The organism is Cytobacillus gottheilii, from assembly GCF_900166665.1.
GTDB lineage: Bacteria > Bacillota > Bacilli > Bacillales > Cytobacillaceae > Cytobacillus > Cytobacillus gottheilii_A.
Genome location: NZ_LT800494.1, coordinates 2855049 through 2873892 on the forward strand (window position 1 = coordinate 2855049; position 18844 = coordinate 2873892).

Annotated in this window: 19 protein-coding genes; 1 reads left to right on the forward strand and 18 read right to left on the reverse strand. The window is 41.4% G+C overall.

Annotated features, from left to right (window positions below; all coding sequences use genetic code 11):
* Positions 1-206 (forward strand): hypothetical protein (locus B7E07_RS23930; protein WP_218970426.1); only part of this gene is annotated, 206 nt, incomplete at its 5' end.
* Between the two features lie 310 nt (positions 207-516).
* On the opposite strand, the gene dprA is transcribed toward B7E07_RS23930, so the two are convergent.
* The 18 genes from dprA to B7E07_RS14170 form a co-directional block, all read right to left on the reverse strand.
* Positions 517-1395, reverse strand: coding sequence for a DNA-processing protein DprA (gene dprA / locus B7E07_RS14085; RefSeq protein ID WP_080846460.1), 879 nt, complete (start codon positions 1393-1395; stop codon positions 517-519).
* 78 nt (positions 1396-1473) lie between these two features.
* Positions 1474-2376, reverse strand: coding sequence for a succinate--CoA ligase subunit alpha (sucD, locus tag B7E07_RS14090; RefSeq protein ID WP_080846461.1), 903 nt, complete (start codon positions 2374-2376; stop codon positions 1474-1476).
* A 309-nt stretch (positions 2377-2685) separates the two neighbouring features.
* A complete protein-coding gene (gene sucC, locus B7E07_RS14095) occupies positions 2686-3846 on the reverse strand; it encodes an ADP-forming succinate--CoA ligase subunit beta (RefSeq protein WP_080846462.1) in 1161 nt (386 codons plus the stop codon).
* 297 nt (positions 3847-4143) lie between these two features.
* Complete coding sequence (locus B7E07_RS14100) at positions 4144-4434, reverse strand: EscU/YscU/HrcU family type III secretion system export apparatus switch protein (RefSeq protein ID WP_080846463.1); 291 nt, start codon at positions 4432-4434, stop codon at positions 4144-4146.
* Positions 4431-6227 carry a hypothetical protein gene (locus B7E07_RS14105; protein ID WP_218970427.1) on the reverse strand — a complete coding sequence of 599 codons (1797 nt, stop codon included), beginning with the start codon at positions 6225-6227 and terminating at the stop codon, positions 4431-4433. Before B7E07_RS14105 ends, B7E07_RS14100 begins: the two co-directional genes overlap by 4 nt.
* A gap of 43 nt (positions 6228-6270) precedes the next feature.
* On the reverse strand, positions 6271-7047 hold the full coding sequence (locus B7E07_RS14110) for a ribonuclease HII (RefSeq protein WP_080846465.1): 777 nt from the start codon (positions 7045-7047) through the stop codon (positions 6271-6273).
* Between the two features lie 88 nt (positions 7048-7135).
* Positions 7136-8002: a ribosome biogenesis GTPase YlqF gene (gene ylqF / locus B7E07_RS14115; protein WP_080846466.1), complete on the reverse strand. Its 867-nt coding sequence runs from the start codon at positions 8000-8002 to the stop codon at positions 7136-7138.
* A 40-nt stretch (positions 8003-8042) separates the two neighbouring features.
* On the reverse strand, positions 8043-8594 hold the full coding sequence (lepB, locus tag B7E07_RS14120) for a signal peptidase I (protein ID WP_080846467.1): 552 nt from the start codon (positions 8592-8594) through the stop codon (positions 8043-8045).
* 603 nt (positions 8595-9197) lie between these two features.
* The gene (gene rplS, locus B7E07_RS14125) at positions 9198-9542 is read right to left on the reverse strand and encodes a 50S ribosomal protein L19 (protein WP_066446651.1); all 345 of its coding nucleotides are present in this window, start codon (positions 9540-9542) and stop codon (positions 9198-9200) included.
* Between the two features lie 139 nt (positions 9543-9681).
* Entirely contained in the window at positions 9682-10419 is a 738-nt protein-coding gene (trmD, locus tag B7E07_RS14130; protein ID WP_080846468.1) for a tRNA (guanosine(37)-N1)-methyltransferase TrmD, read from the reverse strand.
* The gene (gene rimM, locus B7E07_RS14135) at positions 10419-10937 is read right to left on the reverse strand and encodes a ribosome maturation factor RimM (protein ID WP_080846469.1); all 519 of its coding nucleotides are present in this window, start codon (positions 10935-10937) and stop codon (positions 10419-10421) included. The genes trmD and rimM overlap by 1 nt, the downstream gene beginning before the upstream one ends.
* An 11-nt stretch (positions 10938-10948) precedes the next feature.
* The gene (locus B7E07_RS14140; RefSeq protein WP_080846470.1) at positions 10949-11335 is read right to left on the reverse strand and encodes a YlqD family protein; all 387 of its coding nucleotides are present in this window, start codon (positions 11333-11335) and stop codon (positions 10949-10951) included.
* Between the two features lie 256 nt (positions 11336-11591).
* A complete protein-coding gene (locus tag B7E07_RS14145; RefSeq protein ID WP_080849201.1) occupies positions 11592-11822 on the reverse strand; it encodes a KH domain-containing protein in 231 nt (76 codons plus the stop codon).
* A gap of 11 nt (positions 11823-11833) precedes the next feature.
* Positions 11834-12106 carry a 30S ribosomal protein S16 gene (gene rpsP / locus B7E07_RS14150; RefSeq protein ID WP_066446665.1) on the reverse strand — a complete coding sequence of 91 codons (273 nt, stop codon included), beginning with the start codon at positions 12104-12106 and terminating at the stop codon, positions 11834-11836.
* A 109-nt stretch (positions 12107-12215) separates the two neighbouring features.
* On the reverse strand, positions 12216-13568 hold the full coding sequence (gene ffh, locus B7E07_RS14155; protein WP_080846471.1) for a signal recognition particle protein: 1353 nt from the start codon (positions 13566-13568) through the stop codon (positions 12216-12218).
* 12 nt (positions 13569-13580) lie between these two features.
* Positions 13581-13913 carry a putative DNA-binding protein gene (locus tag B7E07_RS14160; RefSeq protein WP_080846472.1) on the reverse strand — a complete coding sequence of 111 codons (333 nt, stop codon included), beginning with the start codon at positions 13911-13913 and terminating at the stop codon, positions 13581-13583.
* 404 nt (positions 13914-14317) lie between these two features.
* On the reverse strand, positions 14318-17089 hold the full coding sequence (locus B7E07_RS14165) for a VWA domain-containing protein (RefSeq protein WP_080846473.1): 2772 nt from the start codon (positions 17087-17089) through the stop codon (positions 14318-14320).
* Positions 17073-18839 (reverse strand): vWA domain-containing protein, encoded by a 1767-nt coding sequence (locus B7E07_RS14170; RefSeq protein ID WP_080846474.1) that lies wholly within the window; start codon positions 18837-18839, stop codon positions 17073-17075. The genes B7E07_RS14165 and B7E07_RS14170 overlap by 17 nt, the downstream gene beginning before the upstream one ends.
* Between the last annotated feature and the right edge of the window lie 5 nt (positions 18840-18844).

Here is an 18844-nt window from a genome sequence, read left to right on the forward strand (position 1 = left end):
TAAATGAGCAGAAGTTGATTTCCGCTCCAGGCGCTCGCTTTCCGCGGGTGGGCGCTGAGCCTCCTCGTCACTTACGCTCCTGCGGGGTCTCACCTATCCCACTTCTCCCGCAGGAGTCTCGCACCTTCTGCTCCAATCAACGAGTCTTTTATCCAATAGAAAACTTATCCAAAAACAACAAACTTTTAGAAAAGAGCCTTTTTTAACTATATTTTGATTTACATTTATTCAGAAGTCCATGAAATACTCATTATTATTCATCATGTTATTCAGCTTTGTCAAATTTAACCTTAAAACTGAATAATCATTTCATTGAATATTCACTCTACATTCATCTAATTAAGCATCATATTACAGTCTTTAAGAAAATGAAATCGGTGACAAACATCTGTTGCAAAATGTATAACAGTTTTTATAGAAATTCAAGCTTTTTACACAAATTCCTTTATTTTTGACTGTAATTATTTATAAAAAGTTCTATTTTAGCTAAAAAAGACTATTTGCTCTCAAAGATTTTCACTTGTAATTAAGCTCTTCCAGAATGTCTTCTGCCTTCATAATTAACTTTGCTCCTTTTTGGATTAGCTCGTTTGTTCCCTCGGATTGCGGATCAGCTACATTACCTGGAATTGCAAACACGTCTCTGCCTTCATTCAGTGCGGTACTGGCTGTAATGAGAGAGCCGCTTCGCTTCTTGGCTTGTACAACGAGTGTGGCTGAAGATATTCCGCTTATAATGCGATTCCTTTGCGGAAACTGCCATTTCTCAGGCTTTGAATCTGGGGCATATTCAGAAAGCAAAAGATGGTTTCTCATCATATAGTGTGCAAGTGCAGTATTTTCTTTTGGATAAATATGTGAAAAACCGCCCGCGATAACTCCAATTGTACGCCCGCCTTCTTTTATAGCCGTTTCATGCGCAATGGTATCAATTCCAGCTGCTAAGCCACTGACAATCACAACTTGATTCATAATTAATTTTGGAAAAAGATTGTGGATCACTTTATGACCATAGGAAGTTGCCTGCCTCGAGCCAACCACTGCAAGGCAATGCTTGCTCTTTAACAAAGCTAAATTTCCTTTGGCATACAGAATCCAGGGAGGCTGAAATGTTTCTTGTAACCTTTGAGGATAGCATTCATCTGCAACTGTGATAATTTTGATGTAATTTTTTTCATAATGCATGATTTTTTTGGGAATAGTGTCTGCCTGAAGATCATAATTGGCGCTGTTTAAAAATGCGGGGGATTTAAAAAGAGTAGAGAATTGGTGTAAAAAATTGTGGTCATAAATTTGTGATAGAGTGGGATTTAATTTAAGGATATGATAGATGGTCTTCCAGCCGATGCCTCTGCATTGCTGAAGATGAGTTAATCTTCTTGTAAATTCGTCCATTTTGAACCTCCGATTATGTTTTAATCATGCAGAAATAGTCCCCCATTATTTGGAGGACTATTTCTTATTTACATGTTATTAATGTGTCTTACATTGTTCGTAAAGACCTTTTTCTTTTAGTACTTTGATTAAGGTCTCACCCATAACGGAAGGAGTATCCGCTACTTCAATTCCACACTCATTCATAACACGAATCTTCTCATCTGCTGTTCCTTTTCCGCCAGAAATAATCGCACCAGCATGGCCCATGCGTTTTCCTGGAGGTGCAGTGCGGCCGCCAATAAAGCCGACAACAGGTTTAGTCATATTAGCTTTCACCCATTCAGCAGCTTCTTCTTCAGCAGTACCGCCGATTTCACCAATCATAATTACCGCTTTTGTTTCAGGATCTTCATTGAACGCTTCTAATACGTCAATAAAGTTTGTTCCATTAACAGGGTCTCCGCCGATTCCAACAGCTGTTGATTGGCCAAGACCAGCTTGAGTCAGCTGATGTACCGCTTCATATGTTAACGTTCCAGAACGGGAAACAACACCTACATGGCCTTTTGTATGGATATAACCAGGCATGATACCGATTTTACATTCGTCCGGAGTGATAACACCTGGGCAGTTTGGTCCAACTAGACGTGTTTTCTTACCTTCCATATAACGTTCAACCTTGACCATATCCAATACAGGAATATGTTCTGTAATACAGATAGCAAGGTCCAGTTCAGCATCTACCGCTTCTAAAATAGCATCTGCAGCGAAAGGAGCTGGCACATAGATAACAGATGCATTTGCGCCTGTTGCTTTAACTGCTTCACTAACTGTGTTGAAAACAGGTACACCTTCTACTTCAGTGCCACCTTTACCAGGAGTTACACCGCCGACAATTTTTGTACCATATTCAAGCATTTGTTTTGTATGGAAAAGGGCTGTTGAGCCTGTGATTCCTTGAACGATTACTTTTGTATCTTTATTGATAAAAACGCTCACGTTAATTCTCCTTCCTGTTTTCCGGGTTATCTTTTATCACATTTTAATAGTGTATAAGTGTTGTTGGCTAGGCTGTATTCCTAATTCTATTTCATTTAAAATGAAACGAGAAGTAGTTATTTCCACTCCAGGGTGCTCGCTTTCCGCGGGTGGAAGTTGTGCCTCCTCGACGCTTACGCGTCTGCGGGGTCTCAACCTTTCCACTTCTCCCGCAGGAGTCTCGCACCCTTCCGTTCCAATCACTCAGCATATTTTAACCATAAAAAATAATCATTAAGACAGCATTAAAAGAAAGACAGCCTCAGCAGTTTATCCGACTAGGGATACGATTTTTTGTGCTCCGTCAGCCATGGAGTCAGCTGCGATAATATCAATATCTGATTCTGCAAGAATTTTCTTGCCAAGTTCTACGTTTGTTCCTTCTAGACGAACCACTAGAGGTACAGCTAGACCAACTTGTTTTGCAGCTTCCACAACACCTGTTGCGATAATGTCACATTTCATGATTCCGCCGAAAATGTTGACAAAGATACCTTTAACATTTTGATCAGAAAGGATGATTTTGAATGCTTCTGTTACTTTTTCTGCTGTAGCGCCGCCCCCAACATCAAGGAAGTTAGCCGGATCGCCGCCATAATGTTTAACGATATCCATTGTTGCCATTGCAAGGCCGGCTCCATTAACCATACAGCCAATATTTCCATCTAAAGAGATGTAGCTTAGATCGTATTTTGATGCTTCGATTTCTTTCGCATCTTCTTCTTCTAAATCTCTGAAATCCACTACAGCCTTCTGGCGATATAATGCATTTGAATCAAAATTCAGCTTTGCATCTAGAGCCATAACTTTTCCGTCGCCAGTGACAACAAGCGGGTTGATTTCTGCGATCGAACAATCTTTATCAACATAGGCACTGTATAAGCCCATCATAAATTTAACAGCCTGGTTAACTAGTTTAGCAGGAATATTAATATTGAATGCAATTCTGCGCGCCTGATAAGCCGTTAACCCTACAACTGGATCAATTTCTTCTTTGAAAATTTTCTCAGGAGTTTCTTCTGCTACTTCTTCAATCTCAGTACCGCCTTCTTCTGATGCCATTAATGTTACACGAGAAGTAGCGCGGTCTAATACAAGACCGATATAATATTCTTTTTGAATATCGCAGCCTTCTTCAATTAGTAAGCGTTTTACTTCTTTCCCCTCAGGACCTGTTTGATGTGTAACAAGTGTTTTCCCTAAGATCTCGGATGCATATGTACGGACTTCCTCAAGGTTTTTCGCAACCTTAACACCGCCAGCTTTACCCCTTCCGCCAGCATGGATTTGTGCTTTTACCACACAAACGTCTGTGCCAAGTTCTTTCGCCGCTTCAACAGCTTCCTCAACTGTAAAAGCAACCTTTCCATTTGGAACTGCTACCCCGTATTGTCTGAGGACTTCTTTACCTTGATACTCATGTATATTCATTTCCCATCCTCCTATCAAGCTCTTCAAAATTAGACTGCGCTTTCATTTTATAAAATGACACTGGGGTTGTCTAGCATTATAGATGAAATATTTAAATTCTTTACAATTTTAATGCACAAAAGGGGTTTTCCCTTGAAAAATCATTGTTTATGTCCTATAAATAATTTCGCAATATTTTAGTAGAATAAGATTATTCTGTCTTTTTTATTTTTGAAAGTGTTCTCACCTCTCAGTAAAAAGACCCGAACGTTAAGTCAGAAATAAATTCGCTTTTTGTTCGGGTTCATTACTAGCAGACTATTGTCTCAGACTCTTTTTTCCAGCTGCCTTGTCGGCACGATAGATAAATGCAAACACCTCAGCTACAGCCTGATACAGATCCTCTGGGATATTTTCATTGATATTTAGCTTACCGAGCAATTCTACCAATGAGGCGTCCTCCTGAACGGGAATCTCATGTTCTCGTGCTTTTTCTAAAATATTCTCGGCAATATAGCCGCTTCCTTTTGCCGTGATCTTTGGCGCACCTTCATTATTTTGGTCATATGACAATGCAACTGCTGATTTGCGTAGATGTTCATTTTTCATATTCTTATATCCAATCCGCTGAATTTAGGCTGATTCTGTGATAAAAACGATGTTTGCACAGGCTTCTGTGTCTTGTCTGCGCTGGTCTTAAATTCCAGAGCGGAAAGCTTATAGTCATGCTCCATTAACCGCTCTTTTAGAATCGGTATAAAAGGCTGAACTACCGTTTGTAAACCTGGAGTATCATTAATAACAGCCATGTTAATCACTCTTGCCTGCACGCGCAGATCTACAACCGTCTCATGTAATGAATCTAAATTGAGGTAAAATAAAATGCGGCAATGATCTGGGTCGATTTTCCCTTCTGCCGTTTTGCGGCCGCTCCACTGCATCGTCACGTCATTGACTTTCCCTAAAAAAGAAAAAGGAATCTGGTATACATATTGTTGAATAGGTCCAATCTCCTGTGAAAGGAGCTGAAAGCCAGTAATTCTATTAACCACCTTATCTGCTGCATCTCTCAGCGCAGGAGACAGATCGTCATGCAGTTGACTCAGCAGCAGGGATTTAATAGAATCTAAGTTTTTCACACCATCTTCATTAGGCTGCTTTAGAACCTGCATGGCATCATGTTCATGTGATAATCCTAAAAGCTTAATTATGCTCTTCATTTGTTCCCTAAAAAGAGCTGATTCTTCTACAGAGAGAGAGGAATCTTGAACATTGTTCGCTAACAGCGGCAATTCGCCATCAAGCAGCTGCTGACCAATTCGAATGGTGCTATTATTCAGCTGCTGGTTATGAGGTAATAATGCACCAAAATCTTTAACATCAGCTGCAATCTGCTGTAAAACCGGCTGAATTAGTTTTTGCAATGAGTTTGCAGCTATAGGAAGCTGAATGGCATTGGTTCTCACGCTGTTAAGCAGGTTTGTAAGCTCCTGCTGAGGTCCATGCTCTGTCATTAAGTCCTGCAGCTTGGTTAAGTTCATTATGAAATTAGGACGTTCTGAAGGCTGATTACTTCTTAGTACATCACTTAAGGCCGATGCAATCTCGGCTTTACCTGCAGGTAGCTGCTCTGAGATCGTTCGAATGACGCTTGTTAAGGCATTTCCCTCAATGGTGTCTGCCGGCAGAAATCCCAAGGTCTGAAGCTGTTTATAGGCTGCAGAGGATTTATTAAAATCAGCTGAGGTTAGCCATTGTTTCATCAGCTGAGATAACAGCTCCTTCCCCGCTTTTTCCTGAAAGGATTCTGTTAACGTACTTATTGCAGCTGTCAGCTGTGACATTCCCCTTACGGACCCCGTCTGTGATAGCTCTTTTTGCAAATTTTGAAGCAGTGCTGTTATTGAGTCTTGATCGAAAGCAGCTTGTAATGAGGTAAACACTTGCTTTGTAAATGGCAGTTGCCGAGTAAACATTTCTCTTAGTGCTTGGAACCCGTCGGCTTCAGAATGACTGTTTTTCAGCCATTCTGAAGCCTGCTTAAAGGTTTCTGCAGTCAGGGGGAGCTGTTCTTTCGTAAAAAATTGAAGCAGAGAAAGATGCTCTTTAGAAACAGGCAGCTGAAATTGCTGTAAGAGACTTTCCGGAGTAGCTGTGAGCATTCTCCCATTTGCACCTGTACCTTCAAGGACTTTTAAATGAACGGTTCCTTCTCCATTCTGCACTTGAAACCAATAGCGTTCATTGGCTGCAAGCGGTGTTTCCAGCTGGGCGATCACTTTTTGGCCGCCGATTTGCACTTCTGCTGTCTGATTTGGATAATGTTTAATGATTTTTCCACTTACAATCTGACCTGGTCTAAATTGCGCTGCTTTATTTGTGATCGTTTGATCGTTCTTCATAAAAAGGCCTGCAATCCCCATCTGCCCCATTATGTTCACCCTCTTATCTGCTTTTTGCTATATATTCCTTTATCGGAGCAAAACTTTTCCGATGAATATGTAATACGCCGTGCGTTTCAATTCCTTGTAGATGTTCCTTTGTTCCATATCCCATATTGCTTGCAAATCCGTAGCCTGGATATTGTTCATCTAAAGCCTGCATCATGTTGTCTCTTGTTACTTTTGCCACAATGGATGCAGCCGCAATCGAGATTGATCTGCCATCACCCTTAATTATAGCCTCATAAGGATAAGGAACATCCAATTTTACGGCATCAATCAACAGAAAATCCGGCTGTGTCTTTAAAGTGGCTACAGCGGTTATCATCGCTTTTTTTGACGCTTCGTATATATTAATCATATCTATTTCTTCTACCTCTATAACGCCAATACTGACTGCTGCAGCTTGTTCCATGATCGTATGAAAGAAGCACAATCTTTTTTGCTCATTAAGCTTTTTTGAATCATCGATACCTGGGAGATAGAAATCTGCAGGTAAAATGACAGCTGCAGCTACTACAGGACCAGCTAGAGGGCCTCTTCCCACCTCATCAACACCAGCGATGAGCTCATAGCCCTGATTATGGTACTTTTCTTCAAAATGGGTCATTTCTTTAAATTTAGATTGCTCTTTCTTTTCCTGCGCTCTTTTTTTATGCCATGCTGCAAGTAAGGACTGTACCCCTTTGCGCTCATCAGCTGATAACTGCTTTACATATGGGTCGTTCTCATCCTGAACGGTTATTAATTTATTTTTGATTTCCGCTATACTCTGCTTCATATTGCTGCTCCTTTTAAAGCTCTTTCATTTTTTATCGGTTTATACAGCAAAAAATAAAGGCCTTCTTTGTCAGAAGACCCAATTTGCTTTATTCTGATTCTTGATTTAATTCAGATGGCCACTCTAATGAAATCTTACCGAATTTCTCGGAACGAAATTCTCGAATGACAAGTTCGGTCACTTTGTCATAGTCAACAGCGCCGCCGCCCATCAGACAGCCTCTGCGCCTTCCAATTTCATCGAAAAGTTCAACAATGTCTTCCGGAATCTGTTCAAGGCTAAAACGCTCTTTCAGCTTTGCTGGATATTTTTCAGAAAAGAAGCGCAGTGCATAAACCGTTATATCCTGAAGGTTTAAAATGGTGTCTTTGATTGCTCCTGTCAGAGCCAGCTTTAAGCCTACATGTTGATCTTCAAATTTTGGCCATAGAATCCCTGGTGTATCGAGCAATTCCAGCTCTTTTCCTACCTTAATCCATTGCTGTGCCTTTGTGACTCCAGGCATATTCCCTGTCTTTGCAATATTTTTTTTTGCAAGCCGGTTAATGAGCGTCGATTTTCCGGCGTTTGGAATTCCAACGATCATCGCTCTGATTGCCCTAGGTTTAACCCCTTTTGCTTTTAAACGGTCAAATTTTTCCTGCAGAATTTCTTGTGCTGCTGCTGTAATATCCTTCATCCCTTGCCCAGCTTGGGAATTGATCGCGATGGCTTTGATGCCTTTCCCTTTAAAATATTCAATCCACTGCTTTGTTGCATGAGGGTCCGCCATATCCGCTTTGTTTAAGAGAACAAGCCGCGGTTTATGCTGGATAATTTCGTCGATCATCGGATTACGTGATGAATACGGGATACGGGCATCAACAAGTTCAAAAATAATATCCACTAATTTCAGCTTTTCTGTTACTTGTCTGCGCGCTTTTGCCATATGGCCGGGAAACCATTGAATCGTCAATGTGTTCACCTCTTTCTTATAAGCTACCTTCCTCTAGGTGTTAATTCACTAAACGTACATCTTCAATCGGCCAATAAATGACACTTGCTTTTCCAAGTACTTCTTCCATTGGCACTGCACCAATATGTCTGCTGTCTTTGCTGAATCTGCGGTTATCACCCATAACAAATAAATGCCCTTCCGGTACGGTGGTCTCACCGATTTTATCTTCAAGGGTAAACGGCTCTGTTAAAGGACCATCGATAACCTGTGACTTGAATTCGTCCAAATACGGCTCCTCATAGGCTTTGCCGTTCACATATAGGATATCATCCCTATACTCTACCGTGTCGCCTGGCAGACCAATCACGCGTTTAATATAGTCTTTATTTTCCGGTGCATGAAAAACAATAATATCAAAGCGATCAGGTTCACCAACTGTATAGCTGAGTTTATTGACGATCATCCGATCCTGATCCTGCAAAGTCGGCCTCATAGATAAACCATCCACTACGATGGGGGCAAATAAAAAATAGCGGATTACCGCCGCTAAAACAACCGCAATTAATAAAGCCTTCGTCCATTCCCATAATTCATTTTTCTTTTTCGCCATACTCCCACCAGCTTTCAAAAAAATTCTGCTAAAAATAAGTTCAACAAACTTCCTCAAACTTATTGTACAACTGTTTCTCCACATACACACGATGGGAAGCTCTATTTTTTATTATTTAACATTTATGTAATAATATCAAGAAAAGCGGAAGTGGCTTGCTCAGCCCCGACAAGCTTAAGACGAGCTGGCTGAGAGGTTGTTCTTTAACCTCTTAGACAGATTGACTTAAGACCTCGAGGGGCTAGCCACTGCAGCTGGATCAAAGAAAAGCGGAGGGCGTTTGCTCAGGGACGACAAGCTTAAGGCAAGATGGCGTAAAGGTTGTTCTTTAACCTTTAGGACAGATTGACTTAAGACCTCGAGTCCCTAACGCCTGCAGCTGGATCATAGAAAAGCGGAAGTGGCTTGCCCAGCCCCGACAAGCTTAAGACGAGCCTGCTGAGAGGTTGTTCTTTAACCTCTTAGACGGATTGGCTTAAGACCTCGAGGGGCTAGCCACTGCAGCTGGATCATAGAAAAGCGGAAGGCGTTTGCTCAGTCAAACGATTAAGTTTTTCTATTGAAAAAGGAGCTTGATGAACAAGCTCCTTTAGCGTTTTAACATTATCGAATTTCTTTAATACGAGCTTTTTTACCGCGAAGGTTACGCAAGTAGTAAAGCTTAGCACGGCGAACTTTACCGCGACGGATCACTTCAAGCTTCGCGATCTTTGGTGTATGAACAGGGAATGTACGCTCAACGCCTACACCATAAGAGATCTTACGAACTGTGAAAGTTTCACTGATTCCGCCACCACGACGCTTAATCACAACACCTTCGTATACCTGAACACGCTCACGAGTACCCTCAACAATACTTACGTGTACACGTACAGTATCACCAGGACGGAACGCAGGAAGGTCAGAACGAAGTTGTTCTTTTGTGATTTCTTCGATTAATTTTTGCATCGTTTTCAACTCCTCTCGAACAGACGCTCATGCACAACATTTCTATTTGCAGCGGAACATCGTTATAAGACCTCTGCTGAAACTTGTTCAGCCTAAGTCACAAAAAATATCATAGCATATTTACAACGTAACTTCAATGCTATTTATCCTCTTTTTTTATTTCATTCAGCCATTTTTTATGTGTATCTGATAATTCAAGGTCTTCAAGCAAATCAGGTCTTCTTGTATATGTTCTTTTCAGAGACTGCTTTACTCTCCATTCCTCGATATGAGCGTGATTGCCTGATACTAAAACGTCTGGTACTTTCAAGCCTCTAAAATCTGCCGGTCTTGTATAGTGTGGATGCTCAAGCATCCCTGTGCTGAAGGAATCCTTCTGGTGAGACTCTTCATTGCCTAATACGCCTGGAAGAAGCCGGACAACACTATCGATGATCACCATCGCACCAAGCTCGCCGCCTGTTAAAACAAAATCACCGATTGAAATTTCGTCTGTTACAATATGCTCACGGATCCGCTCATCATAGCCCTCATAATGACCACAGATAAAAATCAAATGCTCTTCAGCCGCCAATTCTTCCGCTTTCTTTTGATTGTAGCGTTCACCCTGCGGACATAAAAGGACCACTCTAGGCTTGGCTTCACTGGAAGATTTCACATCCTCCACCGCGTCAAAAATCGGCTGCGGCTTTAAAACCATGCCCGCTCCCCCGCCGTACGGATAATCGTCCACTGTTTTATGTTTATTATCAGCATATTCTCTAAAGTTGACTACGTTGTATTGTGCAGCTTTCTGTTCCGCTGCTTTTTTTAAAATCGAATGGCCAAAAACACCTTCAAACATTTCTGGGAAAAGCGTTAAAACATCAATCTTCATTATGAAAGCAGCCCTTCCATCGGCTCTATAACGATCTGCTTCGTTTTTACATCTACACTTTTCACAACATCCTCGATATAAGGGATTAAAAGTTCTTTACCGCCTTTTCCTTTAATGACCCACACATCATTTGCACCGGGAGAAAGGATCTCTTTAATTTTGCCAATCTCTTCACCGCTTGTTGTTGTCACTTCACAGCCAATAATTTCATGGTAATAGAATTCGTTATCCTCTAAGGCACCAAGCTGATCTTCAGAAACCTTCAGAATGCCGCCTTTCATTTTTTCTATCTCATTAATATTTTCATACCCGTCAAATGTTAAAAGGTCAAAATTTTTGTGTTTTCGATGTGATTTTATAGTAAGCTCAATCGGTTCCTTGGCTTCAGGCATAAATAGGGTAAGATTATTGCCTGGCTTGTAGCGTTCATCTGCAAAGTCCGTTTTCGATATTACCCTTACTTCCCCTTTAATTCCATGAGTATTAACAATTTTTCCGACATTATAATATTTTTGCATCTTGATCACCTCTAGCGAATTTCATCTACAATTCCGTCCTTAATGATAATGGATTTCCTTTCCTGGAACTTATCCCAGGAATCTCCTTCTTTTATCTCCAAGAGTGCTTGTACTTCATCTGATTTTATTTCACTGCCTAAAGGTAGCATATGTAATTGCTGTATTTGAAAATCAAGCAGTTTTTCCTTTTCAGCCCGTTTCTGAATTTCTTTCTCAAACTGATTGCGCAAACTGCTGACTTGATATTTTTTTGTTTTTTCAAGCTTTTTCAACTCGAAATGCAGCTGATCGATTTCTTTTAACAGCTGCTGCCGTTCTGTCTCATATTCTGTTTCCAGCTGATTTTTTGTCGTCTCCGTCAGGACTTGTTTTATGGTCACCGTCTGTATAAGCTTCAATGTGATATCGCCTCCTATTCAAACTAGCTATTCATATTATAACTGAATTTAAAGAGAACTTGTCGATTGGATAGGCCAAGACAGTGACCTGGCTGCACAAATACATACGTCATAAATAACACTGCACCTGAATATTCTTAACCGCTATTTTTTTGAAAACAGAGCTGAAAATTTTATTGTTTCTATAAGAAAAAGGAGGGTTTCCCCTCCTTTTTTCATCTAGCTGCAGTGGCGAGCCACTTCAGCTTTTCTATTATTATTCTCTTATTTCTAAGTAGATTTTCTTTTGTTGTGATGAGCCTGCTGCGTATACAACAGTTCGGATTGCTTTTGCAACCCGCCCTTGCTTTCCGATGACTTTGCCCATGTCATTTTTATTGACAGAAAGCTGGTAGGTTATTCTGTTGTCTTCTTCAAGAACATCTACTTGAACTTCATCCGGAAAATCAACAAGGGGCTTAACAATTGTTTCGATCAGCTCTTTCATCATTCAAGAAATTACTTGCCGTGCTTAGCGTTATGGAATTTCTCCATAATGCCTTCTTTAGAGAATAAGTTACGTACTGTGTCAGATGGCTTAGCACCAGTTTGAAGCCATTTAAGTGCAAGCTCTTCGTTGATATCAACGATTGCAGGCTCTGCAACTGGATTGTAAGTTCCTACTGTTTCAATAAAACGTCCATCACGAGGAGAACGAGAATCTGCTACTACAATACGATAAAAAGGAGACTTTTTTGCTCCCATACGTTTTAAACGAATTTTTACTGCCATTTTAAAATGCACCTCCGAATAGTTTCACACAAGATAGTATATTATCAAGTTCTAATTGGTTTGTAAAGTGTTTTTTCTTTACATAGCTTAAAAAGCTGTTTTTTTTACATTAAAAAGGCTTAAATGGAAGCTTGAAGCCGCCTTTTTTCTTGCCTTTTTGCTGCATTCCTGTCATCTGTTTCATCATTTTTTTCATTTCATCAAACTGTTTCAATAAACGATTCACTTCTGGTACAGTTCTGCCGCTTCCCTTCGCAATCCGCTTGCGTCTGCTCGCGTTGATTGTTTCAGGGTGTTCTTTCTCCGCTTTTGTCATCGATTGAATGATCGCCTCAACATGCGTGATTTGCTTCTCATCGATTTTCATTTTGTCTAATCCCTTGATTTTGCCGGCACCAGGCATCATTTTCAGAAGATCATCGAGCGGTCCCATATTGCGGACCTGTCCAAGCTGTTCAAGAAAATCATCGAGTGTAAATGATGCACTGCGCATTTTCTTTTCAAGCTCTTTTGCTTTTTCTTCATCCACATTGGCCTGCGCCTTTTCAATCAAAGTAAGTACATCGCCCATGCCTAAAATACGGGACGCCATACGTTCAGGATGGAAAGCCTCCAAAGCATCCAGCTTTTCACCTAAACCAACAAACTTAATCGGTGTATTGGTTACAGATCGAATGGAAAGCGCTGCGCCGCCTCGTGTGTCTCCATCCAGCTTTGTTAACACGACACCTGTTAAGCCAAGCAGATCATTAAAGCTTGATGCAACATTTACCGCATCCTGCCCTGTCATTGCGTCAACGACAAGGAAAATTTCATCCGGTTTGGTCAGCTCTTTGATTTGGGTAAGCTCATCCATTAATGCTTCATCGACATGCAGACGGCCTGCTGTATCAATGAGTACATAGTCGTTATGGTCTTCCTTCGCCTTAGCAATAGCCTGTTTAGCAATTTCAACAGGGCTCACTTGATCTCCCAATGAGAAAACAGGCATGCTCAACTGTTTGCCTAGCGTTTCAAGCTGCTTGATCGCTGCTGGACGGTAAATATCTGCCGCAACAAGCATTGGATTTCTGTTATACTTTTTGCGCAACAGGTTGGCCAATTTTCCGGTAGTGGTTGTTTTACCAGCACCCTGCAGACCTACCATCATAATGACGGTTGGCGGCCGGTTGGCAACAGCAATTTTGCTTTGCTCACCGCCCATTAGCTCTGTCAGTTCCTCTTTAACCACTTTAATGACCTGCTGTCCCGGTGTTAAACTTTTCATTACCTCTTGCCCTACAGCACGTTCGCTAACCTTTTTAACAAATTCCTTTACTACTTTAAAGTTAACGTCGGCTTCAAGCAGCGCAAGCCGTACATCACGCATCATTTCTTTGACGTCAGCTTCCCCAATTTTCCCTTTGCCGCGGATTTTCTGAATCGTATTCTGCAGTCGGTCGGCTAAACCTTCAAATGCCATATATGCCGCCTCCTAATCTAATTTCTCAAGCTCTGCAATCGCTTCACCGATTGCTTGCTTTGAAGGATGATCTTCAGCTAAAAGTTCCTTGATTTGTGCAATCAGTTTATTGCGCTCTTGAAATTTTTGCAGCAATAGCAGCTTTTCTTCATATTCTTCAAGCATTGCTTCTGTACGCTTAATGTTATCATAAACCGCCTGGCGGCTAACCTCGTACTCTTCAGCAATTTCACCGAGAGAATAATCATCCAAATAATACAAGGACATGTAGCTTCTTTGCTTTGGAGTTAGCAGCGACTGATAAAAATCATATAAATAATTCATTCTCGTCGTCTTTTCTAACATAAGCATACCCCCTTGTTAAGTGAAAAGCCTTTACATGTTCAGTTTACATAGTTGGAGTAAGTGTGTCAAGAAAAAGCCAAGGAACTGCAGGTTAGATAAGTAAAACGAAAATTCATTTGAAAACAAGAATAATTAACATGTTGTTTAAGCTTCTAAACCAAGCTTTTCACCCTTGCTTGGAATTCAGTTTTTGCAAGGCGATGATAAGCTCGAACTCCTCTTCGCTGCGGATCCTTCCGGTATCATCCTTTCCGCAGAAACACGAAGTTCTCCGCCTCACATCAATCTTGGTTCATCATTTAATTGGAAAGCTGCAATAAAAAACCCAAATGATTATAAATGACTTTCCATAATCATTCGGGCTTGCTGATAGGTTAGAAGCTATGTCCCAGGCTCCAGGGTATCTATTTATTCTTCCTATTTTTCGCATCCAGCAGGCGGTTCATTTTTTCCGCACGTTCTTCGGGTGTCAGCGGCTTTGACTTCGGCTTCTTTGTTTTACTCGTTTTCGCTGATTGAGGCTGTGCGTTCACCTCTGCTTTTGCAGATTTTTCTTCTTTCTTATTCTCTGCCTTTTTAGGTGGTACACCTCTTGGCGGAAGTGAAGCCGTTTGTACATGGTCTCTCTTCTTGGCTCTATTGGCCCATTTTTTCAAAAGAAGAGAATGCCATCCAAACCTCCTGATCGCAATTTCGCAAAAGAAGAGCAGGAAGGCAGCAAGAATAAGCATTTTGCTGAAAGGCTGTATATCATATGAGGTTTCTGCGAGCGGTCGAAAGGCTTCCTCTGGCTGTTCCAGCTTCCTGCCGCCCGTTCCTTCAGCTAGCTTTTCTAACGTCTCTTCATTTGTTCCTTGAATTAAGTATTCATCAGAGTAAGGTATCGTAAAGCCTGTTTGGTACGCATGCAGCTGTCCATTTTCATCTGTTTGTGCAATTGATAAAAAGTACATGCCTGAAGATTCAGGAACAATGATTTCATACTCTCCTGGTGCAACAATATTTGTACTGGCATCAACTTCTTCTCCGTCTTCTGAGATAATCGCCGCTTCAATAGGCAGTGTTTGGCTGGAGTGGGATTCAACTGTTAATACGGTATTTTCAGCTGTTTTATCAACTCTGATACTAAAAGGTTCAGAATCGAATTGAGGCAGCGTTTTTGTCACCATTTCATTTAAAAACTGTGGCCATTTTTCCCATCTCGCCCAATCGCCAGACCACTTGCCGCTAAGATCAGAGGTAAATGCGATCGACTGGCCCATGCCATATCTCCACTGAGCCAAAACAGGATCCTCTTTTTCACTTAAGAGCGGAACCTGCGCCCGGTCTTTAGGTGTTGTAGCAATGTAAGCATTCATTTGCGGCACACCATCAGCCAGCAGTCCCTGCCACTCAGGATAAGGCTGCAGCAGTGGATAAAACGGCTGATCTTCAATATAAGTTCTTGTTGCCATTACCGTCTCACGGGACAAAATACTTGGAATAACAGACGAATCTGTAACATCGTAAAACCGTCCGCTTCCTGATGAAGCCAATTCCTCCAGCAGTGCTCTGTCCGCATCTCCTCCAAGAGCAACAGTAGAAAGAGTAATGTTGCCTTCTTTTCCTTCTTCTATTAAGCTATCATAATCATTGTTTGTCGCAGATTGGCCATCTGTCAGCAGAATAATATGTTTGCGCTGCAGCTTTAAGTCTTCGAGTTCTTCATAGGCCATTTCTAATGAACTATAAATTTCTGTACCGCCTCCAGGTGTGACAGAGCGAATCTTCTCAACTGCTTCTTCTTTATCTTTTAACGGAGCCGTTTCAACAATTTCCCATGGTCTGTCATCAAAGGCAATAAAACCAAGTGTATCTTCCTCACGAAGAAGCTCAACCGATCTTGCTGCCGCTTCCTTGGCAAGTTCGAGTTTATTGCCGCTCATGCTGCCGGAGCGGTCGAGCACGATGATTAAACCAAGCGAAGGCATTTCTTTTTTCCCTTTAATATCCATATCAACAGGCAGCAGCTTTTCAATCGGTGTTTTAAAATAGCCGCCAAGCCCAAAGCTTTCATCTCCGCCAGCCATAACAAATCCGACACCAAATTCTCTGACTGCCTGCTCGATTAGCGTCATTTGCTGCTCGGTAATCGACGTAGCTGCCACATTATTGAACAGGATCGATTGATAAGATAAGTATCCCGATAACGTCGTAGGAAGCTTTTCAGGTGTCAATACATCCGTTTCAAGACCAGAATCTTCAAACACAGACGGCAGCTGTGAGGATTCTTCATTTTGGACAATCAGCAGCTTAGGAGCAGATTGAACCGTTGAGATGGCATGCATGACATTATTTTCAGTAAAGGTATCTCCGGCTGCTGATACTTCCGCCTTAAACACATTCATTCCGCCTTCAGCGGCTTGATATCGAAAGCTATACATATTTGTGCCTTCTTTGACATCCACAGTCTCTTGAATGACTTCCTGATTATTGACAGAAAGACGAATATCCGCTTGTTTTTCTGAATTGCTGTCAATGGTTACCGTAATCGGAACCTCTTCACCTAAATAAATGGACGGTGACAGACTTACATCCGATAAGGCAAGGTCTTCTCCCGTCACACTTGGCAAAGGCATGTAATCAATTTCGATGCCGCGATTGTTCAATAATCGGATCACATCGTTACTCTGACCAATCGTTTCATTTCCATCCGAAAAAACAACGATCCGCCCGCCTGACTTATTCGGAATCATGGAAGAAGCAAACGTAAGTGCGCCTTCCAGATTCGTTTCTGCCATATTAAGCTTTCCATTATATTGCGATATACTGGATGAATCAGCACTGCGATTTTGTTCCAGGGCGATATCTCCGCCAAATGCAGCAATGGCATGGGTATCCTCCGCCCCTTTCTTTGTGACGGCCTCTTCAATCCAGCCTAAAGATACGGAGTCGGCATCCTTTACACTGGCAGAACGATCTGTCACAAATACAACATTTTCCCCTTTTAAAGGAAGCAGCAGCTGAGGGGTGGCTAAGGCGCTAATCAGCAGCACAAACACCAAAGTTCTGATCATGGCAATTACATATGCACCTTGCCTATTGGTTTTCGCCGTTTGTCTTACATATAAATAGATGAAAAGTGCTGCAGGAATCAGTAATACTAAGAGATATGGATACTTAAACTCGATGCCCACGCCTGTACACCTCCCACTCGGCTGCTATGAAGACAAGGGCAATCAGCGTTAGCCAGAACCATAAGGACTCGTTCACATTGGATGCTTCCTTTGCCTCAAGGTTCTTTTCGTTTAACGTAAATGATTGAGCAGCTGAAATTTGTTTTTCTCTTTCATCAAGTGCAACCGCAAAATGATAAATTTGATCTTGAGATACTGCCTGATAGGAACCAGGCTGAACTGGAGCTCGAAAGCTCTCATTTTCTAAATCTAAACTATACAAGTTTTCATCTTCCTGATTAAAAATATCAACAGTTTGCATAACATCGCTGACATTAAGCCATTTTTCTTCACCAGGCTGATAATAGCCAAGAAAATTGGTTTCCTGTGAAAGCATTTCGTATGCATTATATAAAAAGATTGGAAAACCTGGATGCAGCGGCCAATCCGAATCTGCTAAAGAAAAGTTGACTATGATTATAGGCTGTCCATTATGACTTCCTTTTTGGATCAGCGGAATGGTTCCGCTTTGCATAATACTCTCCCAATTTCCTTCAATCGCTTCTGAAGCCTGCATAATATACAGAGAATCATGATCAACATATTGAAGCAACTGATCCTCTTGTACAGTAATCCCTTCGCTCAGCTCTTGTTTATTAGAAGAAGAATGAAAAAAGATCGCTGGCATATTTGGCAGTTCATCTAATGAATCACCTTCTGCGACAATAATTCCCTGCCTATTTCCAGGCTGCCATTCACCATCTGCTGTTTGAATCACCTCGGCTCCAATGGTTTCAAACCCTCGTACAGCAAAAGAATTGATATCTCCCAAACTATAAACCTGTGGCGTTTGATTCGATAAGACAGCTGACAGCTGGTTATCTGCACTGTAAACATCTTCAGTTGAAATGAGTCCTTCATAAAGCGGCAGCTCTTTCAATTCACCAATTTGGATGATTTCTCGTTCACCAGCTTCAATGTCTACCGTCTGTTCAAACAATTGCTGCCCTTCTCCTAAAACAGTGAATCCCGCCTTTTGTTTTTCATCACTTTGATTTTCAATCACAGCGACACCGTTAATGCTGCCGTCCGTTTGGGTTACACCAAATGAAATCAGCGACAGATTCACAGCAGATTCTCCTATATTATGAACCTGTACATAGCGGTCAGAAAGCTCATCGGCGGTCATTTCTTCTTCAACAGTGTCCGAAAAAACATGAATGGCCGATCCCTCTCCTGCCAATGAATTTGCTAAGCGCAAGGCCTCATCCATTGATTCATGGTCATAGGTTAATTCCAGAGAACTTATGACCTCGTTTGCCTTATCTTTATTGCCTTCTTTATTTAACAGGATTTCAGGCTGCTGACCTGCCTGAATAATCGTAACATCCTGCCCCTTCAGCATATCGGTCATTTCAAGCATTTCATTTTTCGCTGCTGAAAAGCGATCGCTCTCCTGAAAATCTGCTGACATTGACGCAGATGAGTCAACGACAAAGATCAGCTCTTCTCCAACAATCATATTCTGCTTAAAAATCGGTCCTGTTAAAGCAAGCATCAGCAAGAAGAGAGCTAGAATCTGCAGCCAAAACAATAGATTATGCTGCATTTTTTTCAGAAATGGCGAAGCCTGCCATTCATTCAGCGTCTGCTGCCAGAGCATATTTGATGAAACCGATTTTTCGGTATATTGCTTGCGGAAAAAATAAAATAAAATGACGGCACCTAAAAACAATGTGAATGAAAAATAAAGCGGACTTATAAACTGCATATCTG

Excerpts from the sequence above, each read along its gene's own strand:
- dprA (WP_080846460.1), bottom strand. The coding sequence starts at position 1,395 with ATGGACGAATTTACAAGAAGATTAACTCATCTTCAGCAATGCAGAGGC.
- sucC (WP_080846462.1), bottom strand. The coding sequence starts at position 3,846 with ATGAATATACATGAGTATCAAGGTAAAGAAGTCCTCAGACAATACGGG.
- B7E07_RS14100 (WP_080846463.1), bottom strand. The coding sequence starts at position 4,434 with ATGAAAAATGAACATCTACGCAAATCAGCAGTTGCATTGTCATATGAC.
- B7E07_RS14105 (WP_218970427.1), bottom strand. The coding sequence starts at position 6,227 with ATGAAGAACGATCAAACGATCACAAATAAAGCAGCGCAATTTAGACCA.
- B7E07_RS14110 (WP_080846465.1), bottom strand. The coding sequence starts at position 7,047 with ATGAAGCAGAGTATAGCGGAAATCAAAAATAAATTAATAACCGTTCAG.
- lepB (WP_080846467.1), bottom strand. The coding sequence starts at position 8,594 with ATGGCGAAAAAGAAAAATGAATTATGGGAATGGACGAAGGCTTTATTA.
- rplS (WP_066446651.1), bottom strand. The coding sequence starts at position 9,542 with ATGCAAAAATTAATCGAAGAAATCACAAAAGAACAACTTCGTTCTGAC.
- trmD (WP_080846468.1), bottom strand. The coding sequence starts at position 10,419 with ATGAAGATTGATGTTTTAACGCTTTTCCCAGAAATGTTTGAAGGTGTT.
- rimM (WP_080846469.1), bottom strand. The coding sequence starts at position 10,937 with ATGCAAAAATATTATAATGTCGGAAAAATTGTTAATACTCATGGAATT.
- B7E07_RS14145 (WP_080849201.1), bottom strand. The coding sequence starts at position 11,822 with ATGAAAGAGCTGATCGAAACAATTGTTAAGCCCCTTGTTGATTTTCCG.
- rpsP (WP_066446665.1), bottom strand. The coding sequence starts at position 12,106 with ATGGCAGTAAAAATTCGTTTAAAACGTATGGGAGCAAAAAAGTCTCCT.
- ffh (WP_080846471.1), bottom strand. The coding sequence starts at position 13,568 with ATGGCATTTGAAGGTTTAGCCGACCGACTGCAGAATACGATTCAGAAA.
- B7E07_RS14160 (WP_080846472.1), bottom strand. The coding sequence starts at position 13,913 with ATGTTAGAAAAGACGACGAGAATGAATTATTTATATGATTTTTATCAG.
- B7E07_RS14170 (WP_080846474.1), bottom strand. The coding sequence starts at position 18,839 with ATGCAGTTTATAAGTCCGCTTTATTTTTCATTCACATTGTTTTTAGGT.